Origin of the sequence: Micromonospora sp. DT43, from assembly GCF_049841645.1 — a bacterium.
In the GTDB taxonomy this organism is placed as follows: Bacteria; Actinomycetota; Actinomycetes; order Mycobacteriales; family Micromonosporaceae; genus Micromonospora.
The window spans coordinates 49,269-71,627 of sequence record NZ_JBNCKR010000013.1 but is presented as its reverse complement, the minus strand read 5'-3'; the positions used below and the strand labels follow the sequence as shown (position 1 = coordinate 71,627).

General features: G+C 72.3%; 19 protein-coding genes. 9 read left to right on the top strand and 10 right to left on the bottom strand.

All coding sequences use genetic code 11. The features are described from left to right. Positions 1 to 103 precede the first annotated feature (103 nt). Positions 104 to 970, bottom strand: coding sequence for an alpha/beta fold hydrolase (locus ACLQ26_RS26065; protein WP_425746932.1), 867 nt, complete (start codon positions 968 to 970; stop codon positions 104 to 106). Positions 971 to 1,335: 365 nt separating this feature from the next. Between ACLQ26_RS26065 and ACLQ26_RS26060 the strand changes: the two genes are divergently transcribed. Together ACLQ26_RS26060 and ACLQ26_RS26055 are read left to right on the top strand one after the other, a co-directional pair. Then, positions 1,336 to 2,451, top strand: a complete 1,116-nt coding sequence (locus tag ACLQ26_RS26060) for an alkene reductase (protein WP_425746931.1) — start codon at positions 1,336 to 1,338, stop codon at positions 2,449 to 2,451. Further along, positions 2,421 to 2,717 carry an antibiotic biosynthesis monooxygenase family protein gene (locus ACLQ26_RS26055; RefSeq protein WP_357489405.1) on the top strand — a complete coding sequence of 99 codons (297 nt, stop codon included), beginning with the start codon at positions 2,421 to 2,423 and terminating at the stop codon, positions 2,715 to 2,717. The genes ACLQ26_RS26060 and ACLQ26_RS26055 overlap by 31 nt, the downstream gene beginning before the upstream one ends. 66 nt (positions 2,718 to 2,783) lie before the next feature. On the opposite strand, the gene ACLQ26_RS26050 is transcribed toward ACLQ26_RS26055, so the two are convergent. Further along, positions 2,784 to 3,572 (bottom strand): SDR family NAD(P)-dependent oxidoreductase, encoded by a 789-nt coding sequence (locus ACLQ26_RS26050; RefSeq protein ID WP_425746930.1) that lies wholly within the window; start codon positions 3,570 to 3,572, stop codon positions 2,784 to 2,786. Between the two features lie 28 nt (positions 3,573 to 3,600). Then, on the bottom strand, positions 3,601 to 4,521 hold the full coding sequence (locus ACLQ26_RS26045; protein ID WP_425746929.1) for a zinc-binding dehydrogenase: 921 nt from the start codon (positions 4,519 to 4,521) through the stop codon (positions 3,601 to 3,603). A gap of 186 nt (positions 4,522 to 4,707) precedes the next feature. On the opposite strand from ACLQ26_RS26045, the gene ACLQ26_RS26040 reads away from it, so the two are divergent. Then, the gene (locus ACLQ26_RS26040) at positions 4,708 to 6,156 is read left to right on the top strand and encodes an AfsR/SARP family transcriptional regulator (protein WP_425746928.1); all 1,449 of its coding nucleotides are present in this window, start codon (positions 4,708 to 4,710) and stop codon (positions 6,154 to 6,156) included. On the opposite strand, the gene ACLQ26_RS26035 is transcribed toward ACLQ26_RS26040, so the two are convergent. From ACLQ26_RS26035 to ACLQ26_RS26025, 3 genes are all read right to left on the bottom strand, one after another. Beyond that, positions 6,041 to 7,630: an FAD-dependent oxidoreductase gene (locus tag ACLQ26_RS26035; protein WP_425746927.1), complete on the bottom strand. Its 1,590-nt coding sequence runs from the start codon at positions 7,628 to 7,630 to the stop codon at positions 6,041 to 6,043. The genes ACLQ26_RS26040 and ACLQ26_RS26035 overlap by 116 nt on opposite strands. Continuing rightward, positions 7,627 to 8,604 (bottom strand): quinone oxidoreductase family protein, encoded by a 978-nt coding sequence (locus ACLQ26_RS26030; protein ID WP_425746926.1) that lies wholly within the window; start codon positions 8,602 to 8,604, stop codon positions 7,627 to 7,629. Before ACLQ26_RS26030 ends, ACLQ26_RS26035 begins: the two co-directional genes overlap by 4 nt. A gap of 93 nt (positions 8,605 to 8,697) precedes the next feature. Then, entirely contained in the window at positions 8,698 to 10,158 is a 1,461-nt protein-coding gene (locus ACLQ26_RS26025) for a DHA2 family efflux MFS transporter permease subunit (protein WP_425746925.1), read from the bottom strand. Between the two features lie 191 nt (positions 10,159 to 10,349). Between ACLQ26_RS26025 and ACLQ26_RS26020 the strand changes: the two genes are divergently transcribed. From ACLQ26_RS26020 to ACLQ26_RS26000, 5 genes are all read left to right on the top strand, one after another. Beyond that, on the top strand, positions 10,350 to 10,808 hold the full coding sequence (locus tag ACLQ26_RS26020; protein WP_425746924.1) for a MarR family winged helix-turn-helix transcriptional regulator: 459 nt from the start codon (positions 10,350 to 10,352) through the stop codon (positions 10,806 to 10,808). 23 nt (positions 10,809 to 10,831) lie between these two features. Continuing rightward, on the top strand, positions 10,832 to 11,845 hold the full coding sequence (locus ACLQ26_RS26015) for an LLM class flavin-dependent oxidoreductase (protein ID WP_425746923.1): 1,014 nt from the start codon (positions 10,832 to 10,834) through the stop codon (positions 11,843 to 11,845). 78 nt (positions 11,846 to 11,923) lie between these two features. After that, positions 11,924 to 14,962, top strand: coding sequence for a BTAD domain-containing putative transcriptional regulator (locus ACLQ26_RS26010; protein WP_425746922.1), 3,039 nt, complete (start codon positions 11,924 to 11,926; stop codon positions 14,960 to 14,962). Positions 14,963 to 15,004: 42 nt separating this feature from the next. Further along, entirely contained in the window at positions 15,005 to 16,177 is a 1,173-nt protein-coding gene (locus ACLQ26_RS26005) for an amidohydrolase family protein (protein WP_425746921.1), read from the top strand. An 82-nt stretch (positions 16,178 to 16,259) separates the two neighbouring features. Further along, positions 16,260 to 17,213, top strand: a complete 954-nt coding sequence (locus ACLQ26_RS26000) for an aromatase/cyclase (RefSeq protein ID WP_425746920.1) — start codon at positions 16,260 to 16,262, stop codon at positions 17,211 to 17,213. A 59-nt stretch (positions 17,214 to 17,272) separates the two neighbouring features. On the opposite strand, the gene ACLQ26_RS25995 is transcribed toward ACLQ26_RS26000, so the two are convergent. From ACLQ26_RS25995 to ACLQ26_RS25980, 4 genes are read right to left on the bottom strand one after another with little or no spacing between them, the layout of a single operon-like run. Then, positions 17,273 to 17,536: an acyl carrier protein gene (locus tag ACLQ26_RS25995; RefSeq protein ID WP_266244072.1), complete on the bottom strand. Its 264-nt coding sequence runs from the start codon at positions 17,534 to 17,536 to the stop codon at positions 17,273 to 17,275. Positions 17,537 to 17,573: 37 nt separating this feature from the next. Next, positions 17,574 to 18,785: a beta-ketoacyl synthase N-terminal-like domain-containing protein gene (locus ACLQ26_RS25990; protein ID WP_425746919.1), complete on the bottom strand. Its 1,212-nt coding sequence runs from the start codon at positions 18,783 to 18,785 to the stop codon at positions 17,574 to 17,576. Then, positions 18,782 to 20,050, bottom strand: a complete 1,269-nt coding sequence (locus tag ACLQ26_RS25985) for a beta-ketoacyl-[acyl-carrier-protein] synthase family protein (RefSeq protein WP_425746918.1) — start codon at positions 20,048 to 20,050, stop codon at positions 18,782 to 18,784. Before ACLQ26_RS25985 ends, ACLQ26_RS25990 begins: the two co-directional genes overlap by 4 nt. Before the next feature lie 10 nt (positions 20,051 to 20,060). Further along, positions 20,061 to 21,080: an acyltransferase domain-containing protein gene (locus ACLQ26_RS25980; protein ID WP_425746917.1), complete on the bottom strand. Its 1,020-nt coding sequence runs from the start codon at positions 21,078 to 21,080 to the stop codon at positions 20,061 to 20,063. Between the two features lie 241 nt (positions 21,081 to 21,321). Between ACLQ26_RS25980 and ACLQ26_RS25975 the strand changes: the two genes are divergently transcribed. Next, entirely contained in the window at positions 21,322 to 22,353 is a 1,032-nt protein-coding gene (locus ACLQ26_RS25975) for a ketoacyl-ACP synthase III family protein (RefSeq protein WP_425746916.1), read from the top strand. Positions 22,354 to 22,359: the final 6 nt, after the last annotated feature.

Genomic DNA, 22,359 nt, shown 5'->3' with positions numbered 1-22,359 from the left:
TGGCATCGCCCATCGCGATGCCACGGCCGGCCGCTCCGTCACGTGGCCGCGGGGGCCGACTCGGCCAACGCGGCCACGGTTGCTGCCGATATCAAGAGGTCGGTCAGACGGTCGTCCGGGCCGCCTCCAGGATGACCTCGGTGACCTCACCGGGATGCGAGATCAGGCCCAGGTGACCGGCGTCGATCCGGGTGATGTCGGCCCCCGCCCGCTTCATCATCTCTTCCTGGCGGGCCGGCGGGATGACCCGGTCCTCCTCACCGATCACCGCCCATACCGGGATCGTCTTCCACGCTGGCTCCGTGGCCGGCTCCGCCAGCGCGTTCGTGGCCAGGGCGGTCTGGGTCACGGCGAGCACCTCCGCCTGCCGCCGGGGCAGACCGTTGGCGAAGCCCGGGATGAACACCTTCGGCAGCACGTACGCGTCGACCGCACCTTCCGGGGCGCCTGGGAACGGCACGAGCTTGAAGACGCTCGTGGGGTCGGTCAGGGCCGGCTCCAGCACCGAGCCGGAGCCGGCGGTGAGTTCCTCCACGGTCTCCCCCTTGTCCGGGGCGAAGGCGTCGACGAAAACGAGTGCCTTGACGTTCTTGTTGCCGGTCGCGGCATCGCTTGCCACGAAGCCGCCGTACGAGTGGGCCGCGAGCACGACGGGACCCTCGATGGTGGACAGGAAGTCCTTCAGGTACCCGCTGTCGATCGTCGGCCCCCGGCTGGGTTGCGGCGCGACCTGGACCTCGAAACCGCGTGCCTGGAGCCTGCGGACCTCGCCACTCCAGCTCGAGCCGTCGGCCCAGGCACCGTGGACCAGGACGATTGTCGGTTTGTGGCGCTGCCCCTCGTCGGGGGTTGGTCGCACGCCGCCGTCGGCGTACACGTTTGGAGCGGCTGCGCCGAGCACCGTCACCAGTGTTGCGGCGGCGAGCGTTGCGGCGATGGTCTTCGGCCGACGTAGCGAGATACCGAGCACGTCTCTTCTCCCTCGTTGGTCAGTGGTTTCCGAACGCGGGCAGATGCGGATGGTTGCCAACGCGACCCCGCCGAAGCCACAACCGGTCGGGAGCACCGCCGAGTGGCGCGCGCACCGACAGCGGCCGGGCTTCGGTGCCGCGACGACTCACGTGATCGCCCAACCCTGACCGTACTGACGCTCAACGGAGATCTCGGACAGAAGAGGAGAATCACTCAGGTTTCACTCTTCGGGAGGACACACCACCGAACGGATCACCGCGATCTCCTTACGCCTCGGCTTCCCGCCGGCCGGTGATCTGCACCGACGCACCCTGTCCAGCACGCCTCCACAGGTTCTCTACCGGAGGTGGTGACCATCGGGGCATGCCGACACTTTTCGAGCCGGTTCAGCTGGGTCGCCTGCGGCTACCCAGCCGGATCGTGATGGCGCCGATGGGCCGGGGGCGAGCCGACAAGCGGGGGACGCCGCTGCCCTACGTGGCCGAGTACTACGCCCAGCGGGCTGCAGCCGGCCTCATCGTCAGCGAGGCCACCAGTCCGGCTCCGCGCGCGGCCGGTCACGCGTACGGGGTGCAGTGGCACTCCGCCGCTGACACCGAGGCATGGACCGCGGTGTCCGCGGCCGTGCAGGCAGCCGGCGGACGCATGGTGCTGCAGATCATGCACGCCGGCCGGATCGGTCATCCCGGCCTCTACGGTCACCGGCCGCTGGCGCCCTCCCCGGTGGCCGCCGCCGGCATGGCCCGCACGTACGACGGCCCGCTCCCGTACCCCGAACCGTTGGAGATGTCGCCGGCCGACATCGCGGACGCGATCGAGGACGTCGTCAGGTGCGCCCGCGCGGCGATCGCGGCCGGCTTCGAGGGCGTCGAACTGCACGGCGCCAACGGGTACCTGGTCCACCAGTTCCTGTCCGGCACTGTCAACCGTCGCTCCGACGGTTACGGGGGTCCCCCGCACCGCCGGATACGGTTCGCGGTGGAGCTGCTGGAGGCGGTCGCCGCCGCGATCGGCGCGGACCGGGTCGGACTGCGACTGTCCCCCGGGTTCGGCCTCAACGACATGAGCGAACCCGACGCCGAGGTCGTCTACCCGGCCCTGCTCGACGCGCTGCGGCCTGTCGACCCGGCCTATCTGCACCTGGTCCATGGCTCCGATCCCGCTCTGGTCCGAGCGGTCCGGGCGGCGTGGGCCGGACCGATCATCGTGAACCCGGGCACGGGTGACCTCGATCCGGACGCCACTGCGAACGTCGTGGCGGACGCGCTGACCGCCGGGTTCGACGCGGTCTCCTTCGGCAAGCAGTTCCTCGCGAACCCCGACCTGCCGCGCCGCCTGGCCGACGGCACCGGGCTGAACCGGCCGGACCCGGCGACCTTCTACCAGGGCGGCCGGCAGGGCTACCTCGACTACCCGACCGCCGACATCACGGAAGGAAAGGCCACGCCATGGTCGTTTTCGTCAACAAGCTCACGCTGATCGGTGCCGCGGAGGACCTGGAGAGCCGCTACGCCAAGGTCGCCGAGTACATGCGTACCCGCCCCGGGCTGGTGAGTTACGTCCTGAGCCGCTCCCAGAAGGACCCGTCGACCTACTACAACATCGCCGAGTGGACGGACGAGGAGTCCTTCCGCAAGGCGCTGCAGGAGCCGGAGTTCCGCAGCCGGCTGGACCGGCTGACAGGCATCATCAAGGGTGAACCGCACCTGACCGAACCCGTCCTTCGCTACGACGCGACCAACTGACAGCACACGCGGCGGCCGCCCGGGGTTCTCGCCCCGGGCGGACGCCGCGTGTGGACGGTAGGTGATTCAGTAGTTGCCCAGGCCACCGCAGACGTTGACGGCCTGGGCGGTCATCGAGGCCGCCGTGTCGGTGATCAGGTAGCCGACCAGCCCGGCGACCTCCTCCGGCGTCGAGTAACGCCCGAGCGGGATCTTCGCCTGGAACCGCTCCAGCACCGCGTCTTCGGTGACACCCCAGTGCGCGGCGTACCCCTGGCGGACCCGGACCGCCATCGGCGTCTCCACGTAGCCCGGGCACACCGCGTTGACGGTGATCCCGCTACCGGCCAGCTCGAATCCGAGCGCCTTGGTGAACCCGACCACGCCGTGCTTGGCGGCGGTGTACGGGGCAGCCAGCGCCACGCCCTGCTTGCCGGCGGTGGAGGCGATGTTGATGATGCGTCCCCAGCCCTGCTCCCGGATGCCACCAGCCCGGAGCACTTCGCGGGTCACCCGGAACGTGGCGGTGAGGTTGGTGGCGAGCACGTCGTCCCAGAGCGCGTCCTCCAGGTCGGCCGTGACTCCGCCGCCGGATCGGCCAGCGTTGTTGACCAGCACGGTGATCGGTCCGAACCGGTCCACCGCCGCGGCGACGAGCCGAGTGACGTCGTCGGTGGATCGGACGTCGGCCACGGTGCCGTCGACGTCCAGGCCACGGCCGCGGAGCTTGTCGGTGATCGTGGCGACCTGCTCGGCGTCGCGGGCGCAGAAGAAGGTCGGGAGGCCGCTCTCGGCCAGCGTCTCGACCACGGCCAGGCCGATACCGCTCGTGCCGCCGGTGACCAGGGCCGCGCCGCGGCGCGTCGGTTCCGTCATCGTGGTGTCCTCTCTCGGGGTAGTGGGTTCACAGGCCGAGTACGACCCGGCCGGTGACCTGGCGCTCCAGTAGTGCCTCGATGGCGGCGTCGGCGTCCGCCCAGTCGGCTCGCAGCCCGACGTGCGGTCGTAGTCGGCCGTCGGCGACGAGGCCGAACAGCGTGGCCAGGTCCCGAGCCGCCGCGCGGCGCTCGATCTCGTCGAGCAGGAACAGGTGCTCCAGGCGTACGCCGGCGCGAGCGTGTCCCCAGTCCGGTGGCAGGACCAGGTCGGCCCGGACGGTGTTGCCGAAGACCACCGCCACGCCGCCCGCGCGCAGCTTGACGAACGCGTCGCGGAAGACGGTCCCGCCGACGCTGTCGATCACCACGTCGACCGCCTCGTCGGGCGGTGTCGCGTAACCCGCGTGGATCCGGTGGCCGCGCTCGGTCAGGTGCCGGCCGCGTTCCGGTGTGCCGGTCCACCCCAGGGCCGTCGCCCCGGCCGCGGCGGCCAGGTCGGCCACGAATCCGCCGACTCCACCGCTGGCGCCGGTGACCAGCACCGAGCGGCCGAGCAGCCACCCGGCGCGCTGCAGGGCGTACAGCGCGGTGAGGCCGGCCACCGGCACCGCCGCCGCGATGCCCGGCTCGACACCGTCGGGTAGTGCCGCGAGGCGGTCGGTACGTACGGCGGCGAGCTGAGCCCAGCCGGTCGAGGCCGCCAGTCCGGCGACGGGCGTACCGGCCGGTGGGCCGGTGCCGTCCTCGGCCGGCCGGACGACCGTGCCGGCGACGTCCAGGCCGAGCTGGGATCCCGGTGGACGCCGGGCGGCGAGCAGCAGGTCGGCCCGGTTGACGGCGACGGCCCGGACCTCGACCAGCGCTTCGCCGGGAGCCGGGCACGGGTCGGGCAGCGATTCCAGACGAATTCCGTGGGACACGTCCGCGGACGTGACGAATGCCTTCACAAGGTCCTCCCTCTCGGTCCCTTCGTACCGGCGGGTTCTGGAGTCCGGGTGGAGAACGGCCCGTGAGACCGGCATCACGGCGGACCGCGTTGCCAGGCTCGGATCGACGCGGGCAGGATGAGCCGGGAACACAAAGGGCGACGGCAGGACAACTTTGCGCAACCGACTGTCCAATGGGGAGACTCGGTGACCGACTTCCGCCTTCTCGGCGCACTGGACGTCACGCTCGACGGGGTTCGGGTGCCGGTACGCGCCCCGAAACAGCGCGCTCTCCTGGTGACCCTCTTGTTGCGGGCCAACGACGAGGTGCCGATGGACGAGCTCTACTGGCGCTTGTGGGATCAGCGGCTACCGGCAGCGCCTGCGGCGGCGCTGCACGTCCACGTCGCGCGGTTGCGGGCGGTGCTCGGCGATCGTAGCGGGACGGCCGGGCGAGAGGGACGGCCCCGGGTGCGCTCGCTCGGCGGTGGATACCTGCTGCAGACTCCGCCCGAGACCGTGGATCTGTTCCGGTTCCGCAGCGCCGCCCAGGAAGCCCTGCGGGCCCGGCAGTCCGGCGATACGACAAGCGAATTGACACACGTACGAGCAGCCCTGGGAGAGTGGCGCGACGACCCGCCCGCGGGGATGGCGATCGCCTCGCTCGCCGTCGTTCCCTCCCTCGCCGCCGAAGCCGGTCCGGCACTGATCGAGGAACGGTTGCGGCTGCTCGAGCGGCGCTTCGAGCTTGAGGGATATCCGCCGAGCGAACTCGTGCCGCGCCTGCGCGCTCTGGTCGCGCTGCACCCGACGCGCGAGCGGCCCTGGGCCCTGCTCGTGGCCGCGCTGCGTCGCGCCGGCGACCGGGAGGCCGCGATGGTCGCGTACGACGAGGCCACCGCGACGCTCCGGACCCGGCTGGGCCTGGCACCGGGGCCGGAGCTCACGGCCGAGTACCGGCGGATCACCGGCGACCGCTGGCACGCGCGGACCGACGTGCCGGCGGTCGCCCACCGGACCCTGCGCGGCGATGGGTGGGCCGCGGTCATCGATGCACTGACCAGCAGGCACGACGGCACCGCGCTGCCCCTGGTCTCCCTGGCCGGGCCGGCCAGCGAGGAGCGGACCGCGGATCTCGTCGCGCTGGCCGGGCGGCTGCGCGAGGAGTTTCCGGACGGCCAGTGGTACGTGCGGCTGACCGGCCCCGACGGGCGGCCCCACGATCCCGGCCGGTTGCTGGCCCGGCTGCTGCGGTTGTCCGGTGCGGCGCCCGACGCCATCCCGGCGGGCGGGCGGCAACTGGTAAACGCCTATCGGGCTCGGCTCAGCGACCGGCGTGTGCTGCTCCTGCTCGACGACGCCCGGGACGCCGAGCAGGTACGCGACCTGTTACCGGGCACGTCCCGGTGTGCCGTGGTCGCCGTCGGCGACGACGTACGCCCCGAACTGGTGGCGCTGCACGGCGCCCGGTCGATCGACCCGGACGGCAGCGTCGGAACCGGGCCGTGCCGGCGCCGCCGCCAGCGGCGGATTTCCTTTCTCACCGTCGCAGGACAGCCCGCAGAACCTCCTCCAGCCGAGCACCGGGATCATCCACAAGGTCAGGCGCCCGCCACGCCACGAAGCGGTCGGGCCGCACCAGCGAGGCACCGCTGAGTCCGACTCCGTAACGGGTCGGGAAGTCCTCGGCCGTGATGGTGTGCACCGTGAGTGGGACGCCGAGACGCTCGGCGGCGTGGATCGCTGGTGCGGCCCACGCTTCGCCGGCCGGGCCGGTCAGCAGCACGAAGCCGCCGCCGAACAGCGCTGTCGTCGACGATGCGGCACCCTGCGGGGTGACAAGCGGCAGATACGGAGCCCGCGACCCGGGCCGGCCCGTCGCCGAGGTCGGATCCTCCACCAGCGCACCGTCCTCGCCGGGTTCGGTAAGCACCGCTCCCGAGGGGTAGCGGTAGCCGAAGGCCAGCACCGTGGGCGGCAACGATTCGGGCACGTCGTCGTCGCGCAGTTCCGGCGCCACCCGTTCGACGAGGTTGGCGAACTGCTGCTCGACCAACAGCCGGGCGTACGGTCGACGCTCGGTCTCGAAGGTGCGCAGGAGATCGGGGCCGGCCCAGCCCCGTAGCACCGCGGCGAGCCGCCAGCCCAGGTAGAGCCCGTCCAGGATCGCGGTGTTACCGCCCAACCCGCCGGTCGGCGGCATCACGTGGGCGGCGTCACCGGCCAGGAGTATCCGGTCCACCTGGAACCGTTCCGCGACTCCGCAGGCGATCGACGTCTCGCCGGACTCGACGATGTCCAGCGGCAGGTCCTCGCCGAGCCCGAGATCCGCGGCGATCTGCCGGACGACCCCGTCCGCGGAGCGGTGCCAGCCCTCGGGGAGCTCGGGCGCCAGGTGACGGAAGTAGCCGTACAGTCCGGGAATCTCGGTGTTGAAGAGCACCGCGCGGCCGATGTGGAACGCCGCGAAGCGGGAGCTGTCGGCAGCCCCCGGAGTGTGTGCGAGGGGCTCGCTGAGGTCCGCTTTGAACAGCACCCGCAGGACCTGGCCGACCACGCCCCTGCCCTGCAGCGGAATGCCGAGCGCCGCACGGACCGGGCTGCGCCAGCCGTCGGTGGCCACCACGTACTGCGCCCGGATCCGGTATCGCCGGCCGGTGTCCACCTCCTCGACGTGCGCGGTGACACCGTCGGCGTCCTGCGCGAGACCGATCAGCCTGGTGCCGAAGCGCAGCTCGGCGCCGAGTTCGTGGGCACGCTCGGCCAGTGCCCGCTCCGCACCGGACTGGCTCGCGGTGCACCACTCCTCCGGGGACACGTGACGCATGGTCAGTTCCCTGCCGCTGACAAGCGTGCGGACGACCGGTCCGGCAAGCCGGGGCGCGAGGACCATGCTGAACTCGCTGCGGTCCGGGCGGCTCAGCTCATGGATCCGGTCGGCCACACCGGCGATGCGCAACGCCTCCATGGTGTGCGGGTACTGGCCGGTCGCCTTGACCGCGGTGGAGGTGCCGGGGCGGCGCTCCACGACAAGTGGACTGACGCCGTGCAGGCCCGCGAAGATCGCCGTGCTCAGGCCGGCCGGTCCGGCGCCGACCACGAGGAGGGGCCGATGCTCGACGGCGGTCACGGGACGAGCACCACGCGGCCGAGCTGACGGCGGTCCTCGATGAGTCGGTGGGCCTGGGCGGCCTCCTCCAGGGGAAGGACCGTGTGGACGGCGACCCGCAACCGGCCGTCACGAACCAGCTCGGTCAGCTCTCGTTGGTTGTGGGCCGCTTCGTCAGGTGCGGCGGCGAGCCAGGCGTCGAGGGCCGTACCGACGACGGTCCGCAGGCCGAGCAGGTCGGTCAGAGTGACCCGCCCGGCCTCGCCCGAGGCACCCGCGAAACCGTAGTAGACGAGCCGGCCGAACGGGTTGAGCAGGGCGATGCTCGGCGACAGGACCGCGCCTTCCACGCTGTCGAGGACCAGGTCGACGCCGGCGCCGCCGGTCACCGCACGGACTCGGTCGGGCCAGTCCGGCCGGGAGTAGTCGACGACGGCGTCGGCTCCGTGGGCACGAACGAAATCCGCCTTGGCCAGCGAGCCGACGCCGCCGATCACCAGGCCCGCCCCGCGCAGCCGCGCCAGTTGGGTGACGAGGTGGCCGATCGCCCCGGCGGCGGCGTGCACCAGCACCGTCTCGCCGCGGGCGAGCCGGCCGACGCTCAGGACGCTCGCGGCGACCTGGGCCGTCGAGGCGAGAGCGGTGGCGACCGGTGCCGGAACGTCGTCCGGCACCGGCACCGCCTGGGCGTCACCGATCAACACCAGATCGGCGTACGCGTCGGTCACGCCCCACGCGGCCAGCCGGTCACCGACTTCGAAGTGGTGGGTGCCGGGCCCGACTGCGATGACCCGGCCGACCACGTCACCGTGCGGCGCCCGGGGCACCGGGGACGGAAAGGGTGCCGTACCGGAGCGCAGCTGGGTCTCGATGAAGTTGACCCCGACGGCCTCGACCTGGACCAGGAGCTGACCCTCGTCGGGCACCGGGTCCGGTGCCTTGTCGACGGTCAGCACCTGCGGACCACCGTGCTCGTAGTAACGGATGACACGCATGCGGGTATCCCTTCCGTTGCCGCGGCGGCGAAACACCACCGCTGCCGGTTGTAGCCGGCTGCGCTCGCGGCACGGTCGAGGAAGGCCCGAGCGTTACGCGCGTTGCTGCTCCGGGGCGCGCCACGGCCCGGGTACCAGGGCCGCAGCGAGCCCGGCCACCACGGCGAAGCCCGCCACCAGCCAGTACGTCCGGCCGTACGCTTCCGAGGGGAAGCCCGAGGCGCCACTGAGCCGCTGTTGCAATGCGACCGCGACCACCGCGATGCCCAACGACCCGCCGATCTGGTTGAGGATGAACAGGGCGCTGGTGGCCCGGGGGGCGTCGTCGGGGCCGACCGCGAGGTACATGAACGCCATCAGGCCGGGCACTGTGAAACCGATGCCGAAGCCGCCGACGCCGAACGCGATAGCGGTCAGGGCCGTCGAGGTGTGGTCACCGACGCCGGACAGCACCAGCGCGGCGATCGTGGCGAGCAGCATCCCGATCGGAGCGGTAGCGCGGGCGGTGAGCCGGGCGCCGGCCTTGCCGACGGAGATCGCCCCGGCGGCGCCGAGGATGCCCGAGGGCACCATGAGCAGGCCCGCGTGCAGCGCGCCGAACCCGCGTGACTGCTGGTAGTACAGCGGAGTCAGGAACAGCAACGTGTTGGCGACCGCCCCGACGAGCAGCATGGTGACGACCGACATCGTGAACCCGCGCTTGGTGAACAGCCGTACGTCGATCAGGGGCTCGGCCGCGCGGCGGGCGTGCAGCACGTACGCCAGCAGCAGCGCCGCGCCGACGGCGAAGGCGGTGACCGCCGCCGGATCGCCGAAGTCGCCCCGGTGGGCCGCGGTGGTGAGCCCGTAGATGAGCACCGCGAAGCCGGGTGAGAGCAGGGCCAGACCGATGACGTCGAGGCGTGGCCGCGGCGCCGCGGAGTCCGGAGCGTGGGCAGGCAGCGTCCGAAGGGCGAGCAGCAGTGCGATGACACCGACCGGCAGGTTGATGAGGAACATCCAGCGCCAGCTGATGTCGTCGACGAAGAAGCCGCCGAGAATCGGACCCAGCACCGGCCCGACGGTCAGCGGGATCGAGATCAGACCCATCGCCTTGGTGACCCTGGCCGGGCCCGCCGCGCGGGCGATCGCGGCCTGGACGACCGGGAAGATCATTCCGCCGCCGAGCCCCTGGAGCAGGCGGAACGCGATCAGGCTGCCGGCCGACCAGGCCAGGCCGGACAGCAGCGAACCGACGGTGAACAGGACGACCGCGAACACCCAGATCTGACGGACGCCGAACCGGTCGACACCCCAGCCGGAGATCGGGGTCGCGACGGCGACGGCGAGCAGGTATCCGGCGGTGACCCACTGGATGGTCGACAGCGAGGTCCCGAAGACGGTGACGAGGCGGTCCACCCCGACGTTGACGATGGTCTCGTCCAGCAGGGCCATGAGCAGTGCCAGCAGCAGGACTCCGGCCATCTTCAGGAATGCGGGATCGAGGCGGTCGGCCTCCGGGACAGCGGGCTTGTCGCCGGGAGCGCGCTGGGGCGCGCTGGTGTCGCTGGCCATGGTCGTTACCTCCGAGCGGCAGTACGGTCCGGATTGACGCGCACAGAATACATGTAGGTGCAGACATTTCTGAGCGCATCACGCCCCAGCCGACCACGACTTGTGCTCTGACCTCACGAAAAATGAATGCGTGTACATTGATTACGCATGGACGTGTAAGGTGTACGGCGACGACTCGGAGGGCGGGCGGGATGGCGGAACGACGCGGCGGGCAGCCGGACGTGCTCGACCTGTGGCGGCAACTGACGGTCCTCACCGGCCGCCTGGGCCAGACGCTCGACAAGCGCCTCGTGCGGGAGTTCGACCTCACCCTCACCGAACTGCTGGTGCTCGACGAGCTGACCCGCGGAAACCCGCGCGGCATGCGCATCCAGGACCTCAGCGAAGCGGTCGCCCTCGACCAGTCCTCGATGAGTCGCCTGGTCAGTCGCCTCACCGCCAAGCAACTCGCCGCCCGGGTCAGCTGCGATCACGACCGCCGCGGCGTCTACTGCCAGATCACCGACCTGGGCACCGAGCGGCACGCCGCGGCCACCCGGGTCAGCCGCGCCGAACTCGGTGCGGCACTGGACGCCGCGGCCTTCGACGACCGGCTGGCATCCGTGGTGGCACGGCTGACCCGCCCAGTCGTCGCGCCCGCCGACACCTGAGACCCGAACGAGGGAGTCACTCCGTGCAGTTGTCGATCCTGGACCAGTCGATGATCCCGGAGGGGTCAACACCGACTCAGGCGCTTACCAACACGCTCGATCTGGCCCGGGCGGCCGACGCGCTCGGATACCACCGCTACTGGCTCGCCGAACACCACGCCACGGCGTCGTTCGCGAGCCCGGCCCCCGAGATCATGATCGCGCGGCTCACCGCGGAGACCACCGGCCTGCGGATCGGCAGCGGCGGCGTGCTGCTGCCGTACTACAGCCCGTTCAAGGTGGCCGAGACGTTCCGTGTGCTGCAGGCCCTGGCCCCGGGCCGGATCGATCTGGGCATCGGCCGCGGCGCCGGAGCCTCTTCCCGGGACGCCCGGCTGCTCAACCCCTCCCTCGGCGATCACTCCGACCAGTCCTTCGCCGAGCAGGTCAGCGCGGTCCGGGCATTCCTCGGCGGGCCAGGCGAGCGGGGCGGCATCATGCCGACGGTGGACGGTGTGCCGCAGGTCTGGCTGCTGGGCGCGAGCACGTCGAGTGCCGTGCTCGCCGGGCGGCTCGGCCTGCCCTACTCGTTCGCGCACTTCGGCCGCCCTGAGGTCGTCACCGAAGCGGTACGGGCGTACCGGGCCAGTTTCGACGCACGCAGCGGCGGCAGCCCCCGGGTGATGGTGGGCATCGGGGTGTACTGCGCCCCGACCCGCGCCGAAGCCGAGCACGTCTTCGCCAGCCAGCGACTGTTCCGGCAACGCATGACGCAGGGCGATCTGCGTCCGGTGCCAGCGCCGGAGACCGCGCTCGCGGAACTCCACTCCCGGCCCGCGGCAGCGACCGGCGGGCCGGAGGAGTGGCCGCGATACGCGGTCGGCTCCCCCACCGACGTCGCCGAGCAGCTCACCGCGATGGCCACCGCTGTGGGCGTGGACGAGTTCGTGGTGTTGTCCACCATTCACGGACACAGCGACCGCGTGCGCTCGTACGCGCTGCTGGCCGACGCTCTCGGCCTACGACCGCGTACGGCCCCGGCCCTGCAACGCGCATGACACCTGTCAACCTTCGCGATCCCCGTTCGCAACATCGACGAACAATGATGGAAGGGGTTATTCGCGAGGGAGGACCGTGTGAGCGTGCCAGCCACCCCGACGGAGGAGTACCGCGTCCTCGGGCCGCTGACGGTGGTTCTCGCCGGCCGCTCCGCGCCGGTGACCGCACCGAAGCAGCGCATCATCCTGGCGACCCTGCTGCTGCGGGCCGGCACCTGGGTCACCGCCTCGGAGCTGGCTAGCGCCCTGTGGGACGACCGAGCGCCGAAGGACCCTCGCAGCGCCCTTCAGGTGCACCTCACCCGCTTGCGTGCCCGGTTCGCCGCCGTCCACCCCGAGAGACCGGATCTGATCGAGACCCGCCCCGGCGCGTACCGGATCGTGGTGCCGCCCGGATCGCTGGACCTGGACCGCTACCGGGACGCGCTCGCGCAGGCGCGCTCCGCCCGAAGCGCCGGGTCCGCCGATGTCGAGCTGGCCTGGTTGCAGCAAGCCCTGGCCCAGTGGCGCGGCGACCCGCTCGCGCTGGTGCCGTCGGCCCGCATCCAGCGTGAGGTGGTCACCGCCCTGGTAGATGAGCGGCTGCGCTGGATGGAGCGCCGGTTCGAGTTGGCGTTGGCCACGGGCCGGCACGCGCAGGTCATCGACGAGCTACGCGCCGCCACCCTCGCCCATCCCGAGCGGGGGCGCCTGTGGGCCCATCTCATGGACGCCCTCGCCGAGACCGGCGACCGCGCTGCGGCGATCGCCGCGTACCACCAGGCACGCAGGAGGCTGCCCGACGAACTGGATGCCACATCGGACACGGAGCTGCGGCACCGCTACCGCCGGCTGATCGCCGAAACAGGCCAGAGCCGCGGCAACGCGGTGGTCCCGATGGCGGGCCTCGGCGGATGGCGGGCACAGTGCCAGCTCCCACCGGACGTCGCCGACTTCGTCGGGCGAGCGGACATCTTCCACGAACTGTGTACGACCCTCGAATCGGGCGACACACCGGTGGTCTGCCTCACCGGGGTGCCCGGGGTCGGAAAGTCCGCGCTCGCCGTGCGGGTGGCCCATCGTCTCCGGGCCCGGTTTCCCGACGGCCAGTGGTACGTGTGCGCCGGCGACGGACGGACCTGGCCCGACATCCTGGCGGAGATGCTGACCACCTCCGGAGTGGAACAACCGCCGACAAGCACCACGGCCGCGGTGTCCGTGCTCCGCCGGCGGCTCGCCGGACGGCGTCTGCTGGTGACGATCGACGACGCCCCGGAGGGCGACCCACCGCACGGGCTGCTCCCCCTTCCCGCCGGATGCGCCGTCCTGGCCGTGCGGCGCGGCGATCCACCGGCCCTGGACTGCGACGTCGCCCACGTGGTCACCCTCGACGTCCTCTCCCCCACCGAAGCCGCAGAACTGGTGACCGACATGGTCGGCCAGGCCCGGGTCAGCCGTACGCCCGCCGCGCTGGAGGCGCTTGTCGAACGCTGTGACCGGCTCCCGCTGGCACTCCGGATCGCCGGCGCCCATCTGGTCACCCATCCGGCCCGCGACATCGGCGAGTTCGCCGAACTGCTCGGCGCCGACCCGCTCGGCACGCTCAGCCTGCCCGGCAGTCGGCGGGCAGCGGTCCGGACGGCCTTCGAACTCGCCTACTGCGCACTTTCCCCGGCCGTCCGGCGGCTCTTCCGGTTCCTCGAACTCGTACCCGGGTTCTCACACCGCGTCGAGACGATCGCCGAACTGACCAGGATGTCACCGTCCAGCACAGCCGCGACAGTGGCGGACCTGGTCCGCGCCCGGCTCGCCGAACTCGGGCCCGACGGGGTCATCCGCCTGCACAGCCTGGTGGCCCGGTTCGCGGCCGAGCGCGGTCTCGACGAGGATCCCCCGGCGGATCGGCGGGCCGCGTTGGTCCGGCTGGGAATGTCGTTGCTGAACGTCGCCGACGAGGCGGTGCGGCTGTGTCATCCGGATGTGGTCCGGGTCGGCGCCGTCACCGGGCAGGGGGCCTTCGTCAGCCACCGGGCGGCCCGGTTCTGGCTGCAACGGGAGCGCCGCAACCTCGTCGCGGTCGCGGTGCACGCCGCCTCCGCCGGGCTGACCCCGCTCGCCGTGGGCCTGACCGACGCGCTGCGCGGGCCCTGCGGCGCCGACCGGCACCACACCGACTGGCGGATCGCCGCCGAGGCCGCTGTCGCGGCCACCGACCCGCTCCGCGAGCCCACGTACGCCGCCGTCGCCCGACTCAACCTGGGACTGGCGTTGCAGGGGCTCAACGACCTGGGGTCCGCCGAGATCCATCTGCTGCAGGCCTGCGACCAGCTCCGCCGACGAGGTCCGGCCGAGTTGGAGGTCGTCGCCGTGACCGCTCTGGCCATGCACCGCCTGCAACAGCCGACCAAGCGGTTCGACGAGGCCATCGGCCTGCTCCACCGTGGCCTGCGACAGTGCCGACAGCTGGGGCTGCGGCACGCCCAGGCACGCTGCCTGCTGTACCTCGGGATGGCCCACCACGCACGCGGTGAACTGCGCCTCGCGTACCGTCATTTCAGCGCTGCGGCGCGGATCGGCGAGCGGGCTGGGGACTACTCCGCCCAGGCGGAGATTCTGGCCCGGCTCGGCGGCGTCTGCGGTGAGCTCGGCGCGCACCGCGAGGCGGTTCGACGGCTACGGTCGGCCCTGCGGCTCGGCCGGTGGGCGCGCTCGGCGCACTCGGTCGCGCTCGCGTCCTATGGGCTGGCCCGGGTACGCCGCGCCGGCGGCCGACCGGATCGCGCCCACGCACACGTGGCCCGCGCCATCGCCTTCGCCGAACCCGGTGGCTACCTCGCCGTGCTTGTCAACGCCCGCAATCTGCTCGCCGGCCTGTACGGGGACGAGGGCCTGACCGGGCGCGCGGAGCTGGAGTACCGGCGCGTACTGGGCGAGGCCGAGCGGATCGGTCATCCGGGCGCCAGGTGCGAGGCGCTGACCGGCCTCGCGCTGCTGGCCCACGGGCACGGCCGCTCGCACCAGATCCCGATGATGGCCCGGCAGGCGGCCGTCGCCGCCCGGGCCGCCGGGTCACCTCGACTGCTGTCCCAGGTCCGGGAGTTGCTCGCCACACTCCAGCCGGCTCCGAGCAGGCGCTGAGACGCTGCCCGGCGACGCGGACGGGCAGCCGAAGGGTGAACGATGGTAGCGATCCGAGCACGGCGGCTCTTCGACGGCGAGCGCCTGATCCGGGCCGGACGACCAACCGTGCTCGTTGACGGCGGTGTGATCCGGTCGGTGGTCGACGGACCACCACCGTCCGGGCACGAGGTGGTCGACCTGGGTTCCGCCACGCTGATGCCGGGCCTCATCGACGCCCACGTCCATCTCGCGTTCGACGCCACGAAGGACACCGTGGCCGGCCTCGTCACCGCCGACGACGACGTCGTGCTGGACCGGATGCGGTCGGCCTCGGCCGCCACCCTCGACGCCGGCGTCACCACCGCCCGCGACCTCGGCGACCGCGGCTACCTGGGCCTGCGGGTACGAGCCGAGACCGCCGCCGACGTCCGTCTCGGTCCACGGTTGCTGCTGGCCGGGCCGCCGATCACCTCGATCGGCGGCCACTGCTGGTTTCTCGGCGGTGAGGTCGAGGGCGTCGAGGCGATCCGCGCGGCGGTCCGGGACCGGGCGGCGCGTGGCGTCGACGTGGTGAAGGTGGTCGTCACCGGCGGCCGGCTCACCGCGGGATCCCACCCGCACGAAGTGCAGTTCGGGCCGGCCGAGCTGTCCGCCGTCGTGGAAGAGGCGAAGCGGCACGGTCTCCCGGTCACCGGGCACTGTCATGCCGCGGACGGCATCGCTGACGCGGTAGCGGCCGGATTCGACGGCATCGAGCACTGCACGTTCGTCACCGCCAACGGCACCACCGTGGATCCGGCGCTGCTGAGCCGGATGGCTGCAGCGGGTACCCGGGTCACCCTCACCCTGGGCTCGGTCCCGCAGCCCGCAGACCACACCGGCCCGGATGAGGCCGACCCGCGCCGGAAAGCCGTGCACGACGCGCTGTGGCGCGTCGCCACCTCGGGGGTACCCCTCGCCTGCGCCAGCGACGCCGGCTGCGGGCCCGGTAAGCCGCACGGATCACTCGCCTATGCGGTGCAGGCGATGGCTGGTCTCGGGTTCTCGCCGACGGAAGCACTGCGAGCCGTCACCTCCGGTGCCGCCCAGGTCTGCGGGATCGCCGATCAGGTCGGCCGGATAGCGCCCGGGTACCAGGGCGACCTGCTCGCGGTCCACGGCGATCCGGCCACCGACCCGGAGGCTCTGCGGCACGTCGCCGCGGTGTTTCGCGCCGGGCTCCGGGTGCGGTAGCTCTCCAACGGCGCTCCACCGGACGCCGATCGGCAACCGGGACGCTCGGGTCGTACCCCATCCGACCGGTAGGAGGAGCGCCGTGCCCGAACCCGAAGTCCACATCACCCGGCACAGCATCGACGTCAACGCACCCGTCGATGCCGTGTACGCGATCATCGCGGACGTCACCAGGTGGCCGTACACGTTCGGGCCGACGGTCCACGTCGACCTCCTCGAACGTCACACCGAGGGACTGGAGCAGACCGAGCGGCTCCGGTTGTGGGCCACCGCGAACGGCCTCGTCCGGTCGTGGACCTCGCGGCGCACCCTGCTCCCGGCCGCCGGTCGTGTCGTCTTCCGGCAGGAGGTGTCGGCGGCTCCGGTCGCGTCCATGGGCGGCGAGTGGCAACTCGAGGCGCTCGACGGCGGCAGCACCCGGGTGCTGCTCCTGCACGACTTCACTGTCGTCGACGACGAGCCCGACGCGGCCGCGTGGGTGGAGCGTGCCGTCGACGCCAACAGCACGGCGGAGCTGGCCGCGTTGCGCGCCGCGGCGCGTTCCGCCAACGCCGGCACCCTGCTGTCGTTCGAGGATTCGGTAAGTGTCCCGGCCCCGGCGGCCGACGTGTACGACTTCCTGTACGGCGCCGACCGGTGGGTCGAACGGCTGCCGCACGTCGCCCGCGTCGAACTCACCGAGGACGAGCCGAACGTCCAGACCCTGGAGATGGACACAGTGGCCCCGGACGGTGCGGTGCACACGACCAGATCGATCCGGGTCGGGTTCCCCGCCGAGCGGATCGTCTACAAGCAGACCACCCTGCCGCCGCTGCTGGCGGCGCACACAGGCGTCTGGACGCTGCGCTCGGAGGCCGACGGGGTCACCGTCACCTCGCACCACACAGTGGTGCTGCGCCCCGAGCGCATCGAGGAGCTGCTCGGACCGGGAGCAACCCTCGCCGGCGCCCGCGAGCTGGTCCAGCACAACCTCAGCACCAACAGCATCCGCACCCTGGAGCAGGCCCGCCTGCACCTGCAGCCGGTCGGCGACTGACCGGCCGCGGACACGGCGATGCGCGGCGACCGGACGGTCTGCCGCGCATCGCCGTACGATCACACCCCGGTCAACGTACGGTTGACGTCCTCCAGGAACGCCCGGGGCGTGTCGCAGCGCTCGACCACCTCGTCCGGCAGTGCCACCGCGAACTCGCGGGACACCCTCGAGACCGTCTCCAGGATGGCTAGTGAGTCGAAGCCGAGCTCGACGAACGGGGTGTCGAGGATGTCCCCGTCGATGTCGACGGTGTCGTCGTCGCCGGCCGCCTCCCGCAGGATGCGCCGCAGGTCGTCGAGGCTGAGCAGTTCGCGAGTGGTCATGGCAGGTGGTCCCTTCGGTTGTCGGGTCGCTCGGACGTCACTGCTGCGACCGGCGGAGCACGGCGGCGGCGTTGAAACCGCCCCTGCCCCGGGCCAGCACCAGCACGCAGTTCAGCGGCAGCGACCGGGGCGAGCCGGTCACCAGGTCGATCGGGCAGTCCGGTGCTGGCGCGTCCACCCCTGCGGTGTGCGGGGCGACACCGTCGCGCAGGGCCAGCAGGGCGGTGGCCAGATCCAGCGCGGCAGCCCCCGCCTGCAGCCGTCCGACCATGCTCTTGGGCGCGGTGACGGGCACCGCCCGTGGCCCGAAGACCGCGGCCAGCGCGGCCGCCTCGGCCCGGTCGGCGGCCCGGTCGGCGGTGCCGTCGGCGAAGACGAGACCGACGTCGGCCGGCACCACGCGCGCGTCACGCAGGGCACCGGTGATCGCCCGCTGCAGGCCGGTCTGCGGGGCACCGGCGGGGTCGAACGTCGCGGCGTACCCGGCCAGTTCGCCGTACACCTTCGCGCCCCGGGCACGCGCTGCATCCCGGTCCTCCAGCAGCAGGTGGGCGCCCCCCTCGCCCGGCACGGCGCCGTCCGCGTCGGCGGCGAACGGCCGGTACGCCCCGTCGGGGTCGGTTCGGGTGGTGTACCCGCCCGTACTCACCAACCCGGCGATGCCGAGCGGGCAGAGGGCGCCGTCCACCCCGCCGGTGAGTATCGCCGGGGTGCCGCGTCGGATCTGCCGGCGCGCGTGCCCCACCGCGTCGAGACCGCCCGCGTGGTCGGTGACCACTGCCGCACCCGGCCCCCGCAGGTTGTGACGGATCGAGATCTGCCCCGAATTGACAGCGTAGAACCAGGCAAACGACTGGTAGGCGCTGACGTGGCTGCCGCCCTTGCTCCAGAGGTTCTCCAGTTCCCGCTGGCCGAACTCGAAGCCACCCATCGAGGAGGCCGTGGCGACGCCGATGTCGTAACGAAGTCCGCCGGCGGCCGGCACCCCCGCGTCGGCCAGGGCCTGCTCCGCCGCGTAGAGACTGAGCCGGGTCATCCGGTCGGTCTGCGGCAGCAGCCGCCCCGGCAGGTGCTCCTCGGCGACGAAGCCGGACACCTCACCGGCCAGACGCACCGGGTATCCGCTCGGGTCGAAGCGGCTGATCTCTCGGATGCCGGCCCGTCCGTCAAGGGTCGCCTGCCAGTACGCCTCGGTGCCCAGCCCGTTGGCCGCGGCCACTCCGAGGCCGGTCACGACGGCGGCGCTCATGCCGTCCTCCGATCCGGACGGGCCAGCACGACGGCGCTCTGGAAGCCACCGAAGCCGCTGCCGACGCTCAACACGGTGTCGATCCGCTGTTCCCGGGCGGTCAGCGGAACGTAGTCCAGGTCGCACTCGGGGTCGGCGACATGCAGGTTCGCGGTCGGCGGGACCACGCCGTACTCCATGGCCAGCGCGCAGGCGACCAGTTCCAGCGCGCCGATCGCACCGAGTGAGTGCCCGATCATGGATTTGATCGAGCTCACCGGTACCCGGTAGGCGTGGTCGCCGAGGCTGCGTTTGAACGCTGCCGTCTCGTGGCGGTCGTTCTGTTTGGTGCTGGATCCGTGCGCGTTGACGTAGTCGACGCCCTCCGGTGCGATCCGTGCCTCGTCCAGGGCCACCCGGACCGCCTCGGCCATCTCCACACCGTCCGGCCGCAGCCCGGTCATGTGGTACGCGTTGCTGCGACTACCGAAACCGGCGACCTCCGCGTACACGTGTGCGCCACGGCGCCTGGCGTGTTCCAGCTCCTCCAGGATGAGCACGGCCCCGCCTTCACCGAGGACCAGCCCGTTGCGGGTGGCGTCGAAGGGGCGCGACGCGTGGGCAGCGTCGTCGTTGCGCGGGCTGGTCGCCTTGATGGCGTCGAAGCAGGCGAGCGTGATCGGTGAGATCGGCGCGTCGGTGCCGCCGGCGACGACCACGTCGGCGCTGCCCTCGCGGATCAGTTCGGCGCCGTGCCCGACGGCGTCCAGCCCGGAGGTGCAGCCGTCGGAGATCAGCGCCACCGGCCCCTGCGCGCCAACGGTGTGGGCCACTTCGGCCGCGGCCGAGCTGGGCACGAACCAGTCGTACAGGTGCGGCACCGCGTACTCCGGGTCGACCAGCCAGGACCGGCCGCCGTCGCTCAGCACGACGTACTCCCGTTCCATGCTTGTGGTGCAGCCGACCGCGCAGCCCAGCGACACGGCCAGCCGTTCACCGTCCGTGCCGGGCAGGTCGAGCCCGCTGCCCGCGACGGCTTCACGGGCCGCGGCCACCGCGAACTGGGTGGCCCGGTCCATCCGCCGCGCCTCCTGAGGGCTGAGCCCGGCCTCGACCGGATCGAAGTCGCACTCGGCGGCGATCCTCGACCGGTACGGCGACGGGTCGAATGCGGTGATGGGCCGGGTCGCGGTGCGGCCCGAGCTGAGCAGGTCCCAGTACTGCTTGAGGTTGGTACCACCCGGAGCGACGGCTCCGAGCCCGGTGACGACCACACGACGACTCATGGTGCGACGGTCACACCCGGGGCTCAAGTGCCGGTCGAGGCGTCCTGGAAGCGGCTGTGGCAACGGCGGACAGGGCCGCGGCGAAGGCGCCGAGGTCGTCCTCGCGGCTCCCGGCGCGGACGGGCAGCGCGGCCAGGGCAGTGGACCCGCCTCGTCGTACCGCTGGATGACGTCGGGCGAGCGCGGTGAGCCCGTGTGGAGCGCCTGCCTCGAGGAGCACGGCCGGCTCGGTGGCGCAGACCGCGTCGAGCGCGGCGGCGAACCAGACCGGCGCGACCGGCTGTCGGGCCCAGTATTGCGGGTCGGTGGCCACCGCCGGGGTCATCCGGACGCCTGTGTAACAGGAGTAGACGGGCAGTCGCGGAGGCCGCAGCGGCATCGTGCGCAGCAGCGGTTCGGCGCGGGCGGCCTCCGCGGCGACGGCAGGACTGTGGAACGCCACGGTGGAACGGGCCGACTGGCAGGTGACCCCGGCTTCCCGCAGGCGCTGCGTGGTTCGCGCGAGCGGTTCGTCGGGGCCGGCGAGCAGCACCTGCCGTGGACCGTTGACCGCGGCGAGCACCACTGCTTTACCGAGGTAGGGCTGCACCTGCTCGGGGGTCGCGGCCACCGCGAGCATGCCACCGGGCGGCGCCTCGGCGAGGTGGGCGATCCGGTCGGCGAGTACGCGGACGGCGTCCGGCAGGCTCAGCACACCGGCGAGGGTCGCCGCCACGACCTCGCCGACACTGTGCCCGAGCAGAGCCGTCGGCACCACGCCACGGTCGAGCACGCTCCGGCCGAGCCCCCAGCCGACCGCGAACAGCAACGGCTGCGAGCGGCGGAGGTCGTCCAGCGGTACGACCGGATCAGCGGCGAGCCAGTCCGCCCGGATGGCGTCGCCCTCCGGCCCCCACAGGGCGAACACCTCGTCCACGTGGCGGCGGAAATCGCTGTCGCCGCGGTACAGGCCGGTGGCCATGCCAGGTCGCTGTGCGCCCTGACCGGGAAACAGCAGCGCCACCCGTACGGCTCTTCTCTGCTCAGACATGTTCGGCAACGTCGCACCGGCCGCTTGAGGCCGGCTCCAGGCGTACGCCGCTCGACGGTTTCTCGACCCCGCGCCGAGCGCCACACGCGACGGTGGCGACACCACGACGCGACCTCGCGGCCAACCCGCGGGAGCGCCGTTTGAAGCCTGCCCCGCCCCGGGCGGGCGACCGCCGCCGGCCCGGTGTCACGAGCATCGGGCCGGCGGCTCCACGGCACCTGAGGATGAGGGCGGCGAGCAGATGCGCATCGGTGGAATCCACGTGGCCGGTGTGGCCGCGCACATCCCGGGCCGGGTACTGACGGCCGACGCGGTGAGCGCCGGCAGTTGCGCGGGGCGACTGGCCGCGCAGACCGGGGTGCACGCGGTCGCCGTGTCGGCCGACGAGTCCGCTCCGGACATGGCGGTCCGGGCCGCCGAACTGGCGTTGAAGCGCTCCGGGCACACCGCGCACGAGGTGGCGTTGCTGCTGCACGCCTGCGTCTACCACCAGGGGCACGACATCTGGGCACCGGCGTCGTACGTGCAGCGGATGGCCGTCGGTAACCGGTGCCCGGCGCTGGAGATACGGCAACTGTCGAACGGCGGGCTTGGTGCGCTCGACCTGGCGGTGGCGTATCTGAGCGCGGCGCCGAACCGGACCGCGGCGCTGCTCACCACCGGAGACCGGTTCACCGCGCCCGGTTTCGACCGCTGGAACAGTGACCCCGGCACGGTCTACGGCGACGCGGGCACCGCCCTGCTGCTGTCCCGTGCGGGCGGCTTCGCCCGGCTGTTGAGCCTGGCCACTGTCTCCGAGCCGGAGTTGGAGGGCCTGCACCGCGGCGACGATCCGTTCGGCGCCGTGCCGCTGGCCCAGCGACAGCCGGTGGACCTGGACGTGGTCAAGAAGGCGTTCGTCGCGCGGACCGGAGTGTCGTACAGCATCAGTCGGGTGGTGGCCGGGCAGGCGGAGGCGCTGAGCCGGGCCCTCGCGCAGGCCGGACTGGAGATCGCGGACGTGGACCGGTTCGTGTTGCCGCATTTCGGGTTGCGCAGGTTGACCTCGTCGTACCTGCGGCCCTGGGGCCTGACACCGGAGAAGACCACCTGGTCCTGGGCCCGGACCGTCGGCCACCTCGGTGCGGGTGACCAGTTCAGCGGTCTGGCGCACCTGGTGGAGTCCCGGCAGGTCCACCCCGGCGAACATGTGTTGCTCGCCGGGGTGGGGGCGGGGTACTCGTGGACCTGCGCGGTGCTGCGGATCGACGACGTCCCGGAGTGGGCGGTGTGAGGTTCG